This window comes from Chitinophaga sp. SVR4-12A, assembly GCF_056754765.1.
This window is the reverse complement of sequence record NZ_JBPGWP010000001.1, coordinates 5,857,286-5,875,014: the sequence shown is the minus strand read 5'-3', so window position 1 is coordinate 5,875,014 and position 17,729 is coordinate 5,857,286. Positions and strand designations below refer to the sequence as shown.

The following is a 17,729-nucleotide window of genomic DNA, read 5'->3' as shown; positions in this document are numbered from 1 at the left end:
ATGTCAATCGTCCTGTTTAATAACCATCGTTCTGCACCAACTGTTTGTTTAACTGCAGCTCCGAATACGGGATCGGGTATACCAGGCGTTGCTGTGTTACCTGGTAGGAATTGGCTGGCAGATAATTGTAGATCTGTTTCAGCCTGTTCCCGTGCGCCGTCATCACGGAGATCGCTTTACCGGTGCGTAAGAGGTCGTTCCAGCGATGGTTCTCAAAGGCAAGCTCTATGCGCCTTTCATGCAGGATGATTTCTCGCAGCGCTGCCTGGTCGCCGGTGGTGATGGCATTCAATCCTGCCCTGGCCCTTACCTGGTTGAGGTAAGGCAGTGCGGCCTGCCCTTTTCCCTGTTCATTCAGGCTTTCCGCCAGCAGCAGCAATACGTCTGCATAGCGGTACAGCGGCCAGTTATCATCTGTATTGGCTTCCCGGGTATGCGCATGCAGATATTTACGGATGAATAGCCTGGATGCTTTGCCAGCAGGGGTTTGGTAATTTACAATACTTTTCACCCCTTCTGCCCTGAACTCGCCATCCCCGTCTATTACCCCTTCTGCTACGGCGATGGAGGCGTCCTTGCGCTTATCTCCCGCTTCGTATGCGTCCAGGAGATCCTGTGTAGGTACGTTCCAGCCACCGGTGAGCAGGGTATTGGCCGTTACGCCGGTAATGGGTTTGGCGTCTGTTGTTTTAGGCATGAACCAGTAAATGAACTGGCTTTGCTGGTCCTGGTCGCCCATCTGGAACTGTACTTCCAGTACAGACTCTGTGCTGTTCTTATTCTGCAGCGCGAATACATCGGCGTAGCTGGGCAGCAGCGCATAGCCCATTTGTGTCACTTCGCGGAGCAGGGGCTCTGCTGCTGCGAACTTCTTTTGCGTCATGTATACTTCTGCAAGCAGCGTTTTGGCGGCGCCCAGCGTAGCCCTGCCTGATTGCGGGAACTGTGCTGGCGGCGGCAGTTTGCCGATCGCTTCCTGCAGGTCTGCAATGATCGCATTATACGTTTCCTCTACCGTGGAACGGGGCAGGAAAGCGTCTTCCTGCCGGGTCACTTCTTCGAGATATAATGGCACGCCGCCATAGTACCTCACGAGGTTAAAGTAATAATAAGCACGCAGAAATCTAACCTCCCCTGTCATAGTCTTCTTTGCGCCCTCATCGATATCCGCCCCTTCCAGCCGGGTGATAATGGTATTGCAGCGCGCTATACCGGTGTAAGCGTCGAAGTAGAACTGGCTGGTCCATTGGTTTTGCGCATCATCGAGGAAGTTGGCGATATTTTCGCGGCGGATGATGTGAATGCCACGATCCTTTGCATAAAAATCATAGTGGGTATTATCAGAGCGCATCTCTCCCATCAGGTAGCCGCTCTGGGCTACCAGGCCCCGCAGGCCTGCATAAGCGCCCGTGAGGGCTTGCTGGAACTGGGCTTCTGTTTTGTAAAAGTTGTTCGCGTTGGGCTTGTCTTCCGGAGACAGTTCCAGGAAATCTTTCTGGCAGGACATCCATCCCAGCGCCAGGATCAGGATATAGCAGATATGTTTGTTCATGATGGTCGCGGTTAAGTGGTTCAGAAATTAACATTGAGGCCGGCTGACCAGGTTCTTGGTACGGGGTAAGCCGTATTATCGACGCCCTGGCGAAGGCCATCCAGGCCGTTGGCGCTTACTTCAGGGTTCATGCCCGGGTATTTGGTCAATACCAGTGCCTGCTGCACGCTGGCATACAGGCGAACGCTTTTGAGGTATTGCAGATTACGGACCGGAAGGGTATATCCCAATGTGATATTCTTGATGGTAGCGAAGGTGCCGCTGAAGATCCAGCTGTCATTCGTAAAGCGGTACAGTGCAGTGGTGCCGTCTTTGGTGCGCGGTACGAGGCCATTCCCGGGATCTTCTTCAGAACGCCATTGATGTCCCATCGCCTTCCGCACATTGAACACGGCATCCAGGTTTTGCGTCATTTCATAAGACACGTCCATGATCTTACCGCCTACGGCGCCGGAAACAACGATGTTGAAATCAAAGTTCTTATAGCTAAGATCGTTGCTGAGACCGAAGAGGAATTTAGGTGTAGGATCGCCAATAAAGGTACGGTCGTTGATGTCGATCACGCCATCGCCGTTGGTATCTTTCATACGCACGGTACCTACGTCGGAGCTGGCATGTTTAGGCTGGCTCTCAAACTCGCGGCGGTTCATATATACGCCGTCGAACACGTAGCCGTAGAACTGGCCCATGGGCCTGCCTACAGCCGTACGCCAGTAGTCGCCCTGTTCTGCATAACCGCCGATAGGCGTGTTGTTGGTTCCGAGCTGCATCACACTGTTACGGTTAAACGTAATGTTGAAATTCGTATTCCATTTCAGTTCACCAGTGAGGTTCCTGGAGCTGATGCCGATCTCATGACCCCAGAATTTAAACTTGCCGACGTTGTACTGTATGGATGAAAAGCCGGATGCGCGTGGCAGCTCTATGGGGTATAACATACCGTCGGTTATCTTATGATAATAGTCGTATGTGAAAAAGATACGGTCGTCAAACAAGCCAATGTCAAGCCCACCATCAAACTGTTTGGTGGTTTCCCAGCTCAGGTCTGGGTTACCCAGGCTGGTGATGGACTTACCGGGAGACAGTGTATTGCCAAAGACGTAATTGGTAACATCCATACCGGAGATGGAAGTATAGTTACCGATGTTATTATTACCTGTTAAGCCGTAGCTGGCGCGCAGCTTCAAAAAGCTCACGGCAGGAAGCGATTTTAGTATAGGCTCTTCCGTGAGCACCCAGCCTGCGGATACAGAGGGGAACCATCCCCATTTGCGGTCCTTGCCAAAGCGCGAAGATCCATCACGACGCACGGCGGCAGACAGCAGGTATTTATCCTTAAAGGCGTAGTTCAGGCGGCCTATCATCGACACCAGTGACCATGACAAGGTATTGCTGGAGGCGTCTGTTTTGGTAGCGGCGTTGCTCAGCCAGGGAATGTCATCGTCCGGAAAATCGGTACCGTTAATAAAGCTGGACTCTTCCCTGTATTGCTGGGCTGTATAACCAGCCAGGGCTTCTATCGAGTGCGATCCTATCACGGTATGATAGGTGAACATGTTTTCGTTTAGCCAGGAGTCATAGTTCAGCGTACCATAGGTACCGGTTGCCTTTTGCGGCGGCGCAACAAACACGCGGCCAACGGAGGTGGAAGGCACAAAGTTGTTATGCGTTTCACTGGCCAGGTCTACATCTACATGGGTCCTGAATTTCAGGCCACGCAGCAGTTCCAGTTCTGCATACATATTGCCCAGCAGGCGGTTGGTCTTGAAATCATCCAGCTTCTCCTGCAATACACGGTACCAGTTCGGGTTAGGGAACATGCCTATAGAGGTAGCGGTGAGCGGCAGGGAGCCATCGGGATTTACCGCTGGTTTCAGGGGTGTAGACATCACTGCTGCCTGGATGATCTGCCAATAGCCATCGGTGTTCACGCGGGTGTTATGTTCCTGCATCTGGGTGGGCGCTATATTGAAGCCGAGCTTCAGGCGGTCATTAGGCCGGAACTCGTTATTGGCGCGGAAGGAATAACGTTTATAGCCGGAGTTATACAATACGCCCTGCTGGTTAAAATAACCGGCCACCACGCTGGAGGAGAACTTCTCCGTACCGGAGGATACGCTTACTGTATAGTTCTGGATGGGGGCGGATCTTATGAGGCTATTGAACCAGTTGGTGCCTTCGCCATACTGTTCGGGATTGCGGAACTCTTCGGGCACGGCTGCCTGGCCGGTAGCAGGGTCTGTCCAGTTCTCATAGCGGATCTTGTCTTCATAATAAGCTTTTTTGAAGGCCGCGAACTCCCGGCCGTTCATTACATCCGGGCGGCCGCGCTGCGGCACCTGTTGTGCACCGTAGCTGGCGTTGAGCTGCACGCGGGTTTGGCCAGGCTTTGCCTGTTTGGTGGTAATGAGCACTACCCCATTGGCTGCACGGGAGCCATACAGGGAGGTAGCCGAAGCGTCTTTCAGCACAGAGAAGCTTTCTATCTCGTCGGGATTGATATTATTGATGCCGCCTACGATGGGTTGTCCGTCCACCACGAACAGGGGGCCGTTACCCGCGTTAAGAGAGGCAGCGCCACGGATACGGAAGCTCATGCCTTGTCCGGGACGGCCGGTGCTCTGGTTGATCTGTACGCCCGGCACCTTGCCCTGTAGTTTCTGCGCGAATTGTCCGACGGGCATATCTTCCACTTCCTTTGCATTCAGCGTGCTGATAGCACCGGTGATATTACGTTGTTTCTGGGTGCCGTAGCTCACCACCACGATCTCATTGAGGCTTTTACTGCTCCTGGAAAGCAGGATGGTGAGTGGTGCGGAGGCATCTGTTACGGGCAGCTCCCTGGTTTCATAGCCTACGTAGGTGATAACAAGGGTGCTGCCGATGGGCGCATTTAATGTGAATTTGCCTTCGGCATCGCTGGTGGCTCCCTGGCTGGTACCTTTGACGGCGATGGTAACGCCCAGCAGCGGGGAGTGATCCGCGGCGTCCAGGATTTGTCCGCTGATCTTTTGTGCAGGGGCCTGTTGCCAGCTGGCGAGGGGGTGGCGGATGGAAGAAGCTTTGAGATGAAACGGCTGTGCCAGGAGCGCCCCGGCTATGCCCAATTGCCACAAGCGTTTCCGGCAGACCGGATAGGACAATGGTATTAACATAACGCAGAATTTTAACCGTGAGTAATGTGGAATGATGAATACTGATACAAATGTGGTCAAAGCGGTAGCACTGTAATTGCGATATTTGACCGAAAAAGTATAATTTCTGACACAGTAAAAACGGGAGTATGCATAAACAGTCTGCTATGGCAGCTATTAAATATCTGGCCATTAATGAAAATGACATTAACTGGGGGCTGACCGTCACCACTGTGGGATACCAGCATATTACGCCGCACAGCAGCTATCCTTCGCGGGAACATCCATCTGCCTACCTGTTCCATCCAAAGACGGGCAGGGTATTGCAGGAGTACCAGCTGATCTATATTACCAGCGGCCGTGGGCAGTTCCGGTCGAAACACCAGCAGAATATGACGGTGGGCGCGGGGATGTTCCTGCTGCTTTTCCCGGGGGAATGGCATTCTTATGAGCCCTTGCAGGAGACCGGCTGGCATACGCACTGGATCGGTTTCAAGGGCGCTTTTGCCGCCAATATCATGCGGCATAACTTCTTTACACCGGCTGCACCGGTGCACAATATCGGCTTCAATGAGCAGCTGATAGGCTTATTCCGGGAAGTGAACGGCTATGCTGTACAGGAGCGGGCGGGGTTTCAGCAGGTGATCTCGGGCATTACGATGCATATACTGGGGCTGGTATATTATACGATCCGGAACAATGCGTTTGCGGACAAGGACATTGTGCAGCAAATTGAAAAGGCGCGGCTGCTGATGCGCGAAGACCCCGGTGGAGATGTGAAGCCGGAGGCGATCGCGCAGTCGTTAAACATGAGCTATTCGTGGTTCAGGCGGATGTTCCGCCAGTATACGGGACTGGCTCCTGCACAGTACCAGCAGCAGCTGAAGCTGCAGAAGGCAAGGGAATGGCTGATCAGTACAGATAAAACGGTGAAGGAAATTGCTTATGTGCTGAATTTTGAATCGGCGAATTATTTCAATGCATTCTTCAAGCAGAAAACGGGGATGACCCCGCAGGAGTTCAGGAAGGCGAGCAGGCTGGTAAATGATTAGTGCATAAAAAGCAGCGGCAAAAAAAATCCCCTCCCGGGTTCACCAGGAAGGGATCTTATATGAGTGTTTTAAAGCTTACAGGTTATTGCTGGTCGCCTTCTTTTTTCTCGCCACCTTCAGATTGCTTCAGCTTTTCTCTCAGTTCGGCCAGTGCGCCAAGGTCGCCCAGAGTAGCTTTTTCTACTTTGCTCTGGATGTTCTTCACTGCCTTACGGGTTTTGTCAGCATCTGCTCTCTTTTCTTTGGCAACGGCTTCTTTCTCTTCTGCCTTAGCCTGTTCCCAAACCCTTGTATGAGATACCAGGATACGTTTTTCGCTGCGATCGAATTCGATGATCATGAATTCTTTCACATCTTCCACGTTGATGGGTTTCTCATCTTCGGTTCTCAGGTGGCGTGCAGGAGCGTAAGCTTCCAGGCCATACTGCAGCTGAACGGTAGCGCCTTTCTCATCTTTCTTCACTACAGTACCTTCATGGATAGAACCGATGGGGAATATAGTTTCGAAAGTGTTCCAGGGATCTTCCTCGATCTGTTTGTGACCAAGGCTCAGCTTGCGGTTGTCTTTATCGATGCCCAGGATAACTACTTCTATTTCGTTACCTACTTTAGTGTATTCGCTGGGGTGATTAAAGCGTTTGATCCAGCTCAGGTCGGAGATGTGGATCATACCACCGATACCTGTTTCCAGCTCTACGAATACGCCATAAGGAGTGATGTTTTTCACGATACCTTTGTGACGGCTGTCCAGCGGGAATTTGGTTTCGATAGTGGCCCAGGGATCTTCAGTGAGTTGTTTGATGGACAGGCTCATCTTACGCTCGTCTTTGCTCAGGGTCACTACCACTGCTTCGTACTCTTCGCCTAATTTGAAGAATTCTTTTGCATTGATAGGTGTAGAAGCCCAGGAGATCTCGGAAACGTGCACCAGGCCTTCTACGCCGGGCAGGATCTCGAGGAACGCGCCGTAATCTTCGATGTTCACCACTTTACCTTTCACTTTAGCACCTTCGGTGATGTGAGCCGGTAAAGTATCCCACGGATGCGGGGTCAGTTGTTTGTAACCGAGGCTGATACGTTTTTTCTCGTCGTCGAAGTCGAGTACCACCACATTGATCTTCTGATCCATCTGGAGTATTTCGCTCGGGTGAGATATACGTCCCCAGCTGATGTCGGTGATATATAACAGACCATCGAGGCCGCCCAGGTCGATAAACGCACCAAAGTCGGTGATGTTCTTGATGGTACCTTCCAATACCTGGCCTTTTTCCAGTTTGGAGATGATGTCCACTCTCTGTTGTTCGATATCGCTTTCGATAAGCGCTTTGTGGGAAACTACGGCGTTGCGGATGGCTTCGTTCACTTTCACCACCTTGAACTCCATGGTTTTGCCTACAAACTGGTCGTAGTCTGTAACCGGTTTCACATCGATCTGAGAACCGGGCAGGAATGTTTCCATTCCGTAAACATCTACGATCAAGCCGCCTTTGGTTTTGCTGGTAACGATACCAGTAACCACTTCGCCTGTTTTGTAAACTTCCACGATCTTTTCCCATGCACGTTGCTGGCGAGCCTGTTTACGGCTCAGGTGCAGGTTACCGTCGCGGTCTTCTTTTTCTACAACGAGCACTTCCACTTCGTCGCCCACTTTAACGCCGGGCAGGTCGCGGAATTCGTTGAGGGAGATCAGACCGTCGGATTTAAAGCCGATGTTGATGACAGCGTCGGTTTTGGTTAAGCCAACCACTGTACCGTTGATCAGGCCATTCTCCTCGATCACTTTAAAAGTGCTTTCGTACGTTTGATCGTACTTGGTTTTTTCTTCTTTGCTGTAAGAAGATACGTTACGTTTGTCTACGCTCCAATCGAAATCATCGTGAGCGGTAACGGCAACAGGGGCCTTTGGTGTCGCTGTTTCTGCCGCGGCAGGTGCTGCCTGCGGTGCCTGTTGTTCAGCGTTTTGTTCGTTAATAATGTTGTTTTCTGCCAAAATTTGGTTCCTCCATTTGATTTAATTTCCCAGGGCGTTAGCCTACCGATTAAGACCGGGACGGGCCACTACCCTTTAACGGGACGGCAAAGATACTAAAAAAAAGGGGCGGAAGCCTTAAATTAGTGAAAATTTTTGGCCAACTCATTTGCCCGGTAAGTAGTAATTTTCAGTTATGAACGGAACCTCTTTTCAATCGGATATTCGGTACTGGCTGAGACAAGGAAACACAGTTAACCACCTGCTTTTCTGGAATATCGCCATCTTCCTTGCGTTGGGCATTTTGCGCCTGATCGCTTATTTCAGTAAGTCTGAAACCATTTATTTCTTTGTCTCGGACCAGATCGTGCTGCACAGTAACCTGGGCGTGCTGTTAAAGAAACCCTGGGGACTCTTCACCTATATGTTCGCACACATTAATATTTTCCACATATTCTTCAATATGCTGAACCTATACTGGTTTGGCAACCTGTTCCGGGATTTTTTGGGGAATAAGCGGATCCTGCCGCTGTACCTGCTGGGCGGCCTGATGGGCGGCGTACTGTATGTGCTGAGCTTTAACCTGCTGTACCCTGCCGAAATAGATACCACCATGCTGGGCGCCTCGGCGGCTGTGATGTGTTTGCTGGTTGGCTGCGCCACCCTCATGCCCAATTACGAGATCGGGCTGTTACTGTTGGGAAGCGTCCGGCTGAAATGGCTGGCTATCGCCATTCTGGCGCTTGACCTGATCTCTATCCCCACCCAGGGAAACCTGGGCGGCATCATTGCCCATGTGGGCGGAGCTGCCCTGGGGTTTGTATATATCCGCCTCCTGAAGAACGGGGCAGACCTTTGCCACCCGCTGATATGGGTGTTTGACGCCCTCTCTGGTGCAAATGCCTCCAAACCCAAGGCGAAGCGCCCGTTCAAACCTAAAAAATCGCCCCTGAAAGTGGTGAAGAAGGCCCAGGATGAGAACAGGCAGCTCAGACTGGACCAGCTGCTGGACAAGATCAATGAAAAAGGGATCGGTAGCCTGAGCCCGGAAGAGAAGGCATGGCTGGATAAACACAGTAAGGAATAGTTGACAGTCGTCAGTGGTCAGTTGTCAGTGATTGAAGCGAGTAAAAGCGCTGCCCTGACGACTAACGGCCGACGACTGACAACTGTCGACTGACAGCTGACGACTGATGACTGACGACTAACGACTGAATTAACTAAATTTGCAGCATGAAGACATTTAACGTTCCCATTATATACCGCAGCCCACTCATTACCGCAATCAAGAACAAGCGCAAGCAGCAGGACAAGATGAAGAAAGATTTCAAGCCTACCGTGCTTGATTTTGGGACGTTAAAAATACTGCTGGCCCGTCACTTCGGGTTTTGCTACGGTGTGGAGAACGCCATCGAGATCGCTTTCAGAACGGTTGAAGAAAACCCGGGCAAGCGGATCTTCCTGCTCAGTGAGATGATCCATAACCCGCACGTGAATAATGATCTGCTGGAGAAAGGCGTGCAATTCATTATGGATACTGCGGGCAAACAGCTGGTACCCTGGGAAGCGTTGCAACCTGATGATATTGTGATCATCCCTGCTTTTGGCACTACCCTGGAGATAGAAGCCCGGCTGAATGAACTGGGCATCTCCCCTTTACAATACAATACCACCTGCCCGTTTGTGGAGCGGGTATGGAATAAGGCAGAACAGATCGGCCAGAAGGACTATACCGTTATTGTGCATGGCAAGCCTGGGCATGAAGAGACCCGGGCCACTTTTTCCCATAGCCGGCATAACACGCCTACCGTGGTGGTAAAGGACATAGCCGAGGCAAAGATCCTGGGAGAGTTTATTACCGGCGAGCGGCCGGCGGCCGAGTTCCCCGAGCTGTTCAAGGGGCAGTATTCTTCCGGCTTTAACGTGGAAACCGACCTGCAAAGAGTGGGTGTGGTGAACCAGACCACTATGCTGGCCACCGAAACCCAGGCCATTGCCGATTATATCCGCAGCGTGATCATAGGCAAGTATGCAGCTTCAGAAGACAATGCAGCAGAACGCTTTGCCGATACCCGTGATACCTTATGCTATGCCACCAATGACAACCAAAGCGCTGTGAACGGCCTCTTACAGGAGAGCGGCGACCTGGCCATCGTGGTGGGTGGATATAACAGTTCCAACACCTCTCACCTGGTGGAGCTGTGTGAAGAAAAATTGCCTACTTACTTTATCTCTTCTGAAGAAAAGATCCTTTCTGCCGATGAGATCATGCATTGGGATTTTCATCACAAACAGGAGCTGCACAGTTTCCGTTTCCTGCCTGAACAAACACCGGTGACCATTATGCTGACCAGCGGCGCTTCCTGTCCGGATGCACTGGTGGAAGGCGTGATCCGTAAGCTGCTTGGATTTTACGGATTGGAACATAAAGCGGATGAACTGGCAGACGAGTGGAGTTAGCAGTTAGCAGTTGACAGTTGCGGGATCCAATAGATTGACATCGGTTGCAAACAATACAATTAAAAAAGACACCTATAAGGTGCCTTTTTTCTTTGGGGCTACTCAATGCTAGTAATGCAGAGAAAAAAAGAGTTTATATAAGGTTATAATTGTAATCGTGTAACTAACTGAAACAAAAATACCTGTTCTCAAAAATCTATACAACTGACATTTATTATCCGGCAGAGATTTCCAAATAAGTGGCGTAAAAACGGATAAATCCGGATGGCTAGAATTGCATCGCCCTTTTAAGGAACTCCGCTTTTCTTCTTCGTGATACCTCTACCTGTGTACCATCTGTCATCAGCGCAAAGCCCCCTTCTCCCTGTATATAGGACTGCATTTGCTGAAGATTGATGAGATGTGAGTTATGCACCCGAAAGAAATCCATATCAGACAGCATTTCCTCAAACTCCTTTAGGGGCCTTGATACCAGGAGATGTTTTTTATCTGTAAAGAATATCTTGGTATAGTTACCTGTAGACTCGCATCGAACGATGTTCTGCACGGGCATGAACACGAGGCCATTGATGGTAGGCAGGGCTATTTTCCGATGGGTCTGATGCAGTGTTTTCATATTGGACAGGAACACATCGAGCGGCGAGATACCATTCTCTTTCGGGCGGCCGGCGGCTTTTCTCTCGCGGCATTTCTGTACGGCCTCCTGCAGCTCCTGGACGCTGAAGGGCTTCAACAGGTAATCAAGCGCGTTGAATTTAATGGCTTTTAAGGCATATTGTTCAAAGGCGGTAGTGAATATTACGTCAAAGGATATCCGTTCAAACAGTTTTAGCAGTTCAAAACCATTTTGGTAGGGCATTTCCACGTCCAGGAACACCAGGTCGGGCTGTGCCTCATCGATGAGGGCCTTGGCCTCTCTTACACTGTTGACACCTGCTATGACGGTCACCTCGGGGCATTTTTTCTGTAACATCGTTTGCAGGGCATCTATACAGTGTTGCTCATCGTCCACAATGATAGCTTTGATTTCGCTCATGCGTTCAATTGTTAGTGGTTAGTGGTTTTGGTTGTACGTCAGTTTTCCTAAAAAATGAGCTCTACGGGCAGGGTAATTGTTACCTGTGTGCCTGCAGGCTTGCCTTCCTCATCCTCCAGATCTGTAATTGTTACGTTAGTGTCCCTGCTGTTATTGATCTTCCTGATCAGATCTATGCGGCCTTCTGTTACCTGCATGCCCATTGAACGATGGGTCACTCCTTTTTTAGCCTTTATCTCCATGGCCTTTTTGCGACCGATTCCATTATCAGTAACTATACATACGAGGGTACGGCCTTTCAGCATCATATCGATCGTCAGCAGCCCCTTGCCTGATTTATGCACCAACCCGTGCCATATTGCATTTTCCACATAGGGCTGGATGATCATAGGGGGGATCATCACTTCTTCATCATTGATCTCATCTGCTACAGTGATGTTGTATTCAAAGACCCCGTTACAGCGCAACCTTTCCAGGTCAAGGTAGAGGCGTAACGATTCCACTTCCTTGTTCAGCGATATAAAAGTATGCTGGGTATTATCCAGGATCATACGCATTAGCCGGGAGAACTTGGTAAGATAGTCTGACGCCTCTTCCTGGTTATTGCTCCATATGAACCGGTGGATAGAGCTTAATGAATTAAAGATAAAATGCGGGTTCATCTGTGCACGCAGGGAACGCAGTTCCAGCTGCAGGGTGTGTTTGTTGGCTTCCAGGTTACGGTGACGGATATAGAAAAATCCGCCTATTGCCAACATGAATAAAAAGCCTGCAGTGGAAAGTATATATACAATATTCCGCCTGGTACGCAGTTCGCTTATCTGTTTATCATGCTCTAATAATTTGATCTGGTTGTCTTTACGGTCTACATCGTAGATGGCCCTTGTCTGCGCCAGGGCCCGCGCTGAATTTTCATCCAATATGCTATCCTTGTACAAGAGCGATTTATCCAATGAGGACAGCGACTTCTCGAAATCCCCGCTGGCTTTATAGTCTGCAGCCTGGGCTTTATAGGCCTCGTACAACATGGATTTGAACCGCCAGAAAAGGCTCAGGTCGATAGACTTCTGAAAATAGGCGTTGGCTTCATCGTGCCTGCCTTCTTTACTTAGCAATTTACCAATATTCAGGTAGCTTTCCGCGGTGTGTACTTTGTCATCCACGTTGTCGTTTACCGCCAGGGCTTTTTGCAGGGCGTCCATGGCATGAGGATAGTCCTTTTTTTCCTGGTAGGCAGCGCCCAGGGAGTTGTAGCAGATCACCATGCCGGTGGGATTCTTCAGCCTCCGATTCACCTCCAGGGAGCGTTTGTAGAACTCAATGGCCAGGTCTGTTTTGCCAAGGCCCTGGTAGGCATAGCCGATATTGCCCAGGTTAATGGCCACGCCGAGGTCATTTTTACTCTGTTCTTCCAGCGCCAGGGCTTTGGTAAAGTGCCCGAGGGCATCCATATATTTTCCGGTGGACAGTTCTATATTGCCAATGCTATTGATTGCTACACAGATATTGCGGACGTCATTCACTTTTTCTGCTGCGTGGAGGGCCCTGAAGTGGAAATCAAAGGCTTTCTGTAACTCATCCATCCGGCGATGATCTACACCGGCATTATTCAGGGCAATACTGATCAGGCGGTCATCTTTTGTTTCCTCTGCATATTTTATGGCCTTTTCATGTAGGTCTGCCGCCAGTATATATTGTGATTTGTTCCGTTTGGAGGTGCCTACTTCGTTATAGGCATTAGTAAGACCCCGCGCATATTTAAGGCGCAGTCCGAGGCTGATAGCTTCCTGGAGGAAGGTATTCTCCTCTTTTTTACATCGTAAAAATGCGCCATTGCCCTCCCCCTTTCAATGAACCATTTCACTTTGTTGGTGTCATTTGGCAATGCTCTGGCAGAATCCAGCGTACGTTGTACCAGCAATGAGTCCTGCCCCTGTACGCTTCCAATTGCCCAAACGGCTAAACTAAATAAGATACATACACCTTTTCTGAACATGGATCAGTAGGGTAATAGAACTAACACAATTTAAATAATTAATAATTAAGAATGAATAATTAATGAATGCGAGCGGATTAGTTGCCTTTAAGCAGGTAGTGTCCGGCTGCTAATTGTTAATTATTAATTATTCATTAATAATAAAAAAGCGAAAGGGCGAAAGAATTCGCCCCTTCTTCCTATTAACCGAATACACCTACTGAAAACATGAAATAAGACCGGTTTCCCAATCCTATTCCACATTAAGTTTATAACAGCCGTCCTGGCAACCTGTCCGGCGTTGTTTTTTATATACAAATGCTCTATATACGGTTAATAGCTTAGAGGTCCTTCTTGGATACAGCCAGGGTAAAAATTTTCCAAAAGCAACACATTATGATCAAGTACTGACTATATACAAATACCCGTTATGCTTATGTTCTACTGTCTGCACAAAAACTTTATCACTTATTGAGTACCAATAAGACCAAAAGCATGGCTTTACATACGGATAAGGTGGAAAAAATTGTAAAAGGAAATTCGAAGGATGTGGTAAATTATCTGAGGCTCCCGTAGGTTACGGAATCAAAACAAATGTATAAAACGTTTCTCTAAAACAGAAATAATATTTATGAACGAAACAGTTATGAAGGTTGTACTATCATTACATCCTCTACCCATTGCAGGGCTAACCTGAGCTGATCATCCATAGTTAACTCACTGTTATCCAGTATGATAGCATCATCGGCCCGGCGAAGGGGGCTGATCTCGCGGTTGGAGTCGATATAATCGCGCAGTTCGAGATTTTCTTTTACTTCCTGCAGGGTAATATGCTTGTTCTTTGCGTACAGTTCTCTGAAACGGCGTTCTACGCGCACCGCGGTATCTGCGGTCATGAAGATCTTCAGTTCGGCATGGGGAATACGGTGGTACCGATGTCGCGCCCGTCCATCACGATGCCCTTTTTCTCTCCCATTTTCTGCTGCTGCGCTACTGCAAACTCGCGTACTTCCCGGATAGCAGCCACTTCGCTCACTTTCTCCGCTACGAGCATATCGCGGATGAGATGTTCAATATTTTCTCCGTTGAGATGAATGTCTGACTGGGATGTTTCTTCATTATACTCAAACTCCAGGTGGATATTTTCCAGCGCTTCTTTTACAGCTGCTGTATCCGACCAATCCACACGGTTCTGAATGAAGTAGAAGGTGATAGCCCGGTACATTGCTCCGCTGTCTATGTAAATGTAGTCCAGCTCCCTGGCCAATTGCTTTGCCAGCGTGCTTTTTCCGCAGGAGGAATAACCGTCTATCGTGATGATGATCTTCTTCAAAACAGTTGTTGTTTATACAAATGTAGTAAAAAGCTGAAAAAGTTTGAGGTTTGAAGTTTGAGGTTTGAAGTTCGTTAAAGGTTAGATGTTAAAAACATGTTCTCCTGCCTCACGCAGGAGGCCGAGACAGGCAAGATCTTTGCCCTTAACCTGTAACTTCAAACGAACTTCAAACCTCAAACTTCAAACCTCAAACTACTATTGTTGTCCCAGCACTTCTACCTTGCAGCGGTATGCAACCTGTTGTGTTGCCTTGTGATATAGTACCAGGAAATACATGGCTGCGGGCACTTCACGGATCTCCACATCTGCATCGTGCTGCACATCGTACTCGCGCAGTACCTGTCCCCAGGTGTTCATCAGCTGCATAACGAGCGGAGTGCGGATGCCGCGGATACGTACATGGAACTGGCCCATGTTAGGATTGGGATAGACATCTATCTTGATCAGCGGCGGTACGGCCCTGATCTCGGTATAGATATACTGACCGGTGCGTGATACAGCCTTTATGCGGTAGTAGGTCCAGTCATCGAAGCTGTTATCATCCAGGTAAGGATAGTCGATACGGTAATTGCTGTATCCGCCGGGCGCCCGGGTAGGTACCCTGGCGATAGTAGTAAAGTCTCTTTCTCCTTCAAAGCGGCGTTCGATCTCAAAGCGTGCATTGTTAACTTCTTTGCGGGTAGACCATTCCAGGCGGACCTGGTCGCCAGATATACGCCAGGCATTGAACAGGATGAAGTCTGCCGGGGGCTGGAGCACAGGGAAGCCGATGGTCTTGGAGAAATATTCCTGGCTGGCAAGACCACTGGGAAAGCTGCGGAGGTGCATGGTAGCGCCCGCTCCCATGGTTTGTGTGGTAAGGGTACCTGCTTGCGGCTGGTAAGGCAGCTGCGGCAGTTTGTCCCAGGCAGTACCAGTATAATGGGTAATATAACTGCTATCGCGGTTAGCTGCATACACGGGCATTTCGGCAACGTTCATATGCTGCAGGATCACGTCTGTCTGCGCTTTACCTGTCTGGGAATGCCCGATGTCCCAGGTTTTGTAGATGAAGGTGTCCTGCATGAGGGCACCGCTAACGGCGTTCTGATAGATGTTGTCGAACACGCGCACTTTAAAATTGTCAGGGGCGCCCTGGGTAGCGATCGCTGCCGGGGCATAGTTGCCAACGGATGTACCTACGGGGAAGACCACCCTGCCTGCGGCGCCGGTAAGGCCTTCGCGATAGAGATAGCCACCTGCTGCGCCCGTGCCTGTCACCACAAAGCGCTGATCGCTGTAACCGGTGATGTTGCCGGGGGCGTTCTGTCCCAGGGCCAGGTTCCAGCCGTTCAGGAAGATATGTCCGCTGGTGAAATTAAGCGTATTACGGATTTTAAGATCACTCAGGTCTTCCAGGATCAGGCCGGCTGAATTGCTCAGCTCCAGGTTGGGGAAGCTGGCCCCTGTAGCGCCGGCTACGCTGTAAGCGCCGAAGATGCTTTGCTGACCGGTATTACCGTATAATGAGTTGTTGGAAGAAAAGCGAAAGATACCACCGGTGCCGTTGAGACCAGCGGCGCTTTCGTCGGGCAGGGAGGCGGCACTGCCGTTCACCCAGCGTTTGCCGAGGAAGTAAAATAATGCGTTAGGGTTAGAACCGAGCGTACCTTCCTGTTGCATATTGCCGTAGAGCGCAACGGGGGCATTGCCAAATATCCAGGCTTGTCCGCCGGGGGGGATGTAGGCGGATTGCTGGGCAAAGGACAAAGATATTTGAGATACCCACCAGATTAATATGCAGACAATTCGCTTCAATTCACTATTGGATTATAGTTACATCAAATATTCTCTGTGCCGTAGTAAGGTTGGTGTTCGCCGTACTGGTGAATGTAACGGCGACCGTGTTGGCACCGCTAACACGCGGAGGTTTCATATCCATAGTACCCGGAAAATCGAACCTCGGATTGACAATAACGGTACTATTTGTTGTGGCGCCTGTTACGGTAAGGTAATATGTGTTCGTACCATTGGGGATCTGGGTGATGTTGGTGCCACCAGCGGTCGTCAATTGCGCGCTGGTTTTAATCATGTTGTTCAGCACCGTACCACTATTTCCCAATCTGAAGTCTCCTCTTACATCCAGGTTTGCAGCCGGTGTATTCGTTCCGATCCCCAGCTCCTTGTTGGTATTATCCCAGAAAAAGTTAGCAGCATCCTGCTTTACTTCCGTGTTGGCATCAGAAGTTTTACCTGCGAAGATGATCCCACCATCTGTGAAAGCGTTATCACCATGTGTAGTCACCACTTTATACCAAGGATTACCGGTATTAGAAGTTAAGGGGCCGACGCCTGCCCACTCTTTCAGAGCAAGGGTATTTTTATCAAAGTAAAGCTGCGTGGTAAATGCATTGCCTCCGGACTGCATCTGGAATGACAATACGCTCCAAGCGTAGGCAGATGTATTGAGCGGTCCGTTTGACACTACGCCGGTAATGGGGCTGGCCCATATTTTCATCCTGTACTGGGGATCGGGCGCAGTAGCATTTCTTATATCGTTATCTGCAAGCGTACCGTATGCAGCACCACCGGTGATATCCTGTGAAGGCAGCCACATGGCCCTGGTGGGATTCCATTTCAATACATCCCCGTTACCGGGCACGGAATCCAATACTCTTCTGCTTTGCAGTTTGCTGGCATTCCAGATAGCCAGGGAGCTGTCAGCATATAATACACCACTTGTATTCAGTTTGAGTGAGGCATCCAATGAGATCTCCTGCATGCTACCAGCACCTGCACTGTACCTGCCCAGCAATCGCTGCGTATTGATGTTCTGAAATTTAGCGAAGGTAACGGCCTGGTTACTGATCGTCGATGGTACTGTTCCTGTGCCAGTACCGGTAACATCACCGGTTAGGGTGATGGTACCGGTTCCGGAACCTGTGGACAGTTTGTTCCATTTCGCGAGAGAACGAATATACAGGCTGTTATCCGGCGTATAATAAATCAGTGTGCCGTCAAGCGCAGTTTTTAATGGAGAGGTGGCGGTAGTAGTATCGCTGATACGTGTTAACAACAAGCCCTGCGTAGTGCTTTCCAGCTCCAGCAGCGCGGATTTCTTTGTTGCTGTGGGGTTGGTACCTAATTTCAGTTGCTGTGCCTGTGCTGCAACAGAAGTAAATATCAACAGGGCTGCAAGTTTACCTATACGGAAGGGTAGCGTTGTATTCATCACA

The 17,729-nt window shown here is 49.7% G+C and carries 10 protein-coding genes and 1 pseudogene; 3 read left to right on the top strand and 8 right to left on the bottom strand.

Features of this window, described 5'->3' with window-relative positions; genetic code table 11:
* Positions 1–16: 16 nt before the first annotated feature.
* Both ACR9Y8_RS23865 and ACR9Y8_RS23860 read right to left on the bottom strand, forming a co-directional pair.
* Positions 17–1,552: a RagB/SusD family nutrient uptake outer membrane protein gene (locus ACR9Y8_RS23865; protein WP_481215764.1), complete on the bottom strand. Its 1,536-nt coding sequence runs from the start codon at positions 1,550–1,552 to the stop codon at positions 17–19.
* 20 nt (positions 1,553–1,572) lie between these two features.
* Positions 1,573–4,707, bottom strand: a complete 3,135-nt coding sequence (locus ACR9Y8_RS23860; protein ID WP_481215763.1) for a SusC/RagA family TonB-linked outer membrane protein — start codon at positions 4,705–4,707, stop codon at positions 1,573–1,575.
* Between the two features lie 146 nt (positions 4,708–4,853).
* Between ACR9Y8_RS23860 and ACR9Y8_RS23855 the strand changes: the two genes are divergently transcribed.
* Positions 4,854–5,738: a helix-turn-helix domain-containing protein gene (locus tag ACR9Y8_RS23855; protein WP_481215762.1), complete on the top strand. Its 885-nt coding sequence runs from the start codon at positions 4,854–4,856 to the stop codon at positions 5,736–5,738.
* A gap of 82 nt (positions 5,739–5,820) precedes the next feature.
* On the opposite strand, the gene rpsA is transcribed toward ACR9Y8_RS23855, so the two are convergent.
* On the bottom strand, positions 5,821–7,728 hold the full coding sequence (rpsA, locus tag ACR9Y8_RS23850) for a 30S ribosomal protein S1 (protein WP_481215761.1): 1,908 nt from the start codon (positions 7,726–7,728) through the stop codon (positions 5,821–5,823).
* A 175-nt stretch (positions 7,729–7,903) separates the two neighbouring features.
* Between rpsA and ACR9Y8_RS23845 the strand changes: the two genes are divergently transcribed.
* Positions 7,904–8,794 (top strand): rhomboid family intramembrane serine protease, encoded by an 891-nt coding sequence (locus ACR9Y8_RS23845; RefSeq protein ID WP_481215760.1) that lies wholly within the window; start codon positions 7,904–7,906, stop codon positions 8,792–8,794.
* Between the two features lie 146 nt (positions 8,795–8,940).
* Positions 8,941–10,167 carry a 4-hydroxy-3-methylbut-2-enyl diphosphate reductase gene (locus ACR9Y8_RS23840; protein ID WP_481215759.1) on the top strand — a complete coding sequence of 409 codons (1,227 nt, stop codon included), beginning with the start codon at positions 8,941–8,943 and terminating at the stop codon, positions 10,165–10,167.
* Positions 10,168–10,435: 268 nt separating this feature from the next.
* On the opposite strand, the gene ACR9Y8_RS23835 is transcribed toward ACR9Y8_RS23840, so the two are convergent.
* The 5 genes and pseudogenes from ACR9Y8_RS23835 to ACR9Y8_RS23815 all read right to left on the bottom strand — a co-directional run bounded on the left by ACR9Y8_RS23835 (position 10,436) and on the right by ACR9Y8_RS23815 (position 17,725).
* Positions 10,436–11,203 (bottom strand): LytR/AlgR family response regulator transcription factor, encoded by a 768-nt coding sequence (locus tag ACR9Y8_RS23835; RefSeq protein ID WP_481215758.1) that lies wholly within the window; start codon positions 11,201–11,203, stop codon positions 10,436–10,438.
* Positions 11,204–11,250: 47 nt separating this feature from the next.
* Entirely contained in the window at positions 11,251–12,786 is a 1,536-nt protein-coding gene (locus ACR9Y8_RS23830) for a tetratricopeptide repeat-containing sensor histidine kinase (protein WP_481215757.1), read from the bottom strand.
* Positions 12,787–13,822: 1,036 nt separating this feature from the next.
* Positions 13,823–14,445 (bottom strand): annotated as a pseudogene (gene cmk / locus ACR9Y8_RS23825) ((d)CMP kinase).
* 264 nt (positions 14,446–14,709) lie between these two features.
* Positions 14,710–16,263: a T9SS type A sorting domain-containing protein gene (locus ACR9Y8_RS23820; RefSeq protein WP_481215756.1), complete on the bottom strand. Its 1,554-nt coding sequence runs from the start codon at positions 16,261–16,263 to the stop codon at positions 14,710–14,712.
* Positions 16,264–16,315: 52 nt separating this feature from the next.
* Entirely contained in the window at positions 16,316–17,725 is a 1,410-nt protein-coding gene (locus ACR9Y8_RS23815; protein ID WP_481216243.1) for a hypothetical protein, read from the bottom strand.
* Positions 17,726–17,729 lie beyond the last annotated feature (4 nt).

What these genes read in the sequence shown, in the direction of transcription:
- ACR9Y8_RS23865 (WP_481215764.1), bottom strand. Translation starts at nt 1,552, where the DNA reads ATGAACAAACATATCTGCTATATCCTGATCCTGGCGCTGGGATGGATG.
- ACR9Y8_RS23845 (WP_481215760.1), top strand. Translation starts at nt 7,904, where the DNA reads ATGAACGGAACCTCTTTTCAATCGGATATTCGGTACTGGCTGAGACAA.
- ACR9Y8_RS23815 (WP_481216243.1), bottom strand. Translation starts at nt 17,725, where the DNA reads ATGAATACAACGCTACCCTTCCGTATAGGTAAACTTGCAGCCCTGTTG.
- ACR9Y8_RS23835 (WP_481215758.1), bottom strand. Translation starts at nt 11,203, where the DNA reads ATGAGCGAAATCAAAGCTATCATTGTGGACGATGAGCAACACTGTATA.
- ACR9Y8_RS23860 (WP_481215763.1), bottom strand. Translation starts at nt 4,707, where the DNA reads ATGTTAATACCATTGTCCTATCCGGTCTGCCGGAAACGCTTGTGGCAA.
- ACR9Y8_RS23855 (WP_481215762.1), top strand. Translation starts at nt 4,854, where the DNA reads ATGGCAGCTATTAAATATCTGGCCATTAATGAAAATGACATTAACTGG.
- ACR9Y8_RS23840 (WP_481215759.1), top strand. Translation starts at nt 8,941, where the DNA reads ATGAAGACATTTAACGTTCCCATTATATACCGCAGCCCACTCATTACC.
- ACR9Y8_RS23830 (WP_481215757.1), bottom strand. Translation starts at nt 12,786, where the DNA reads ATGGATGAGTTACAGAAAGCCTTTGATTTCCACTTCAGGGCCCTCCAC.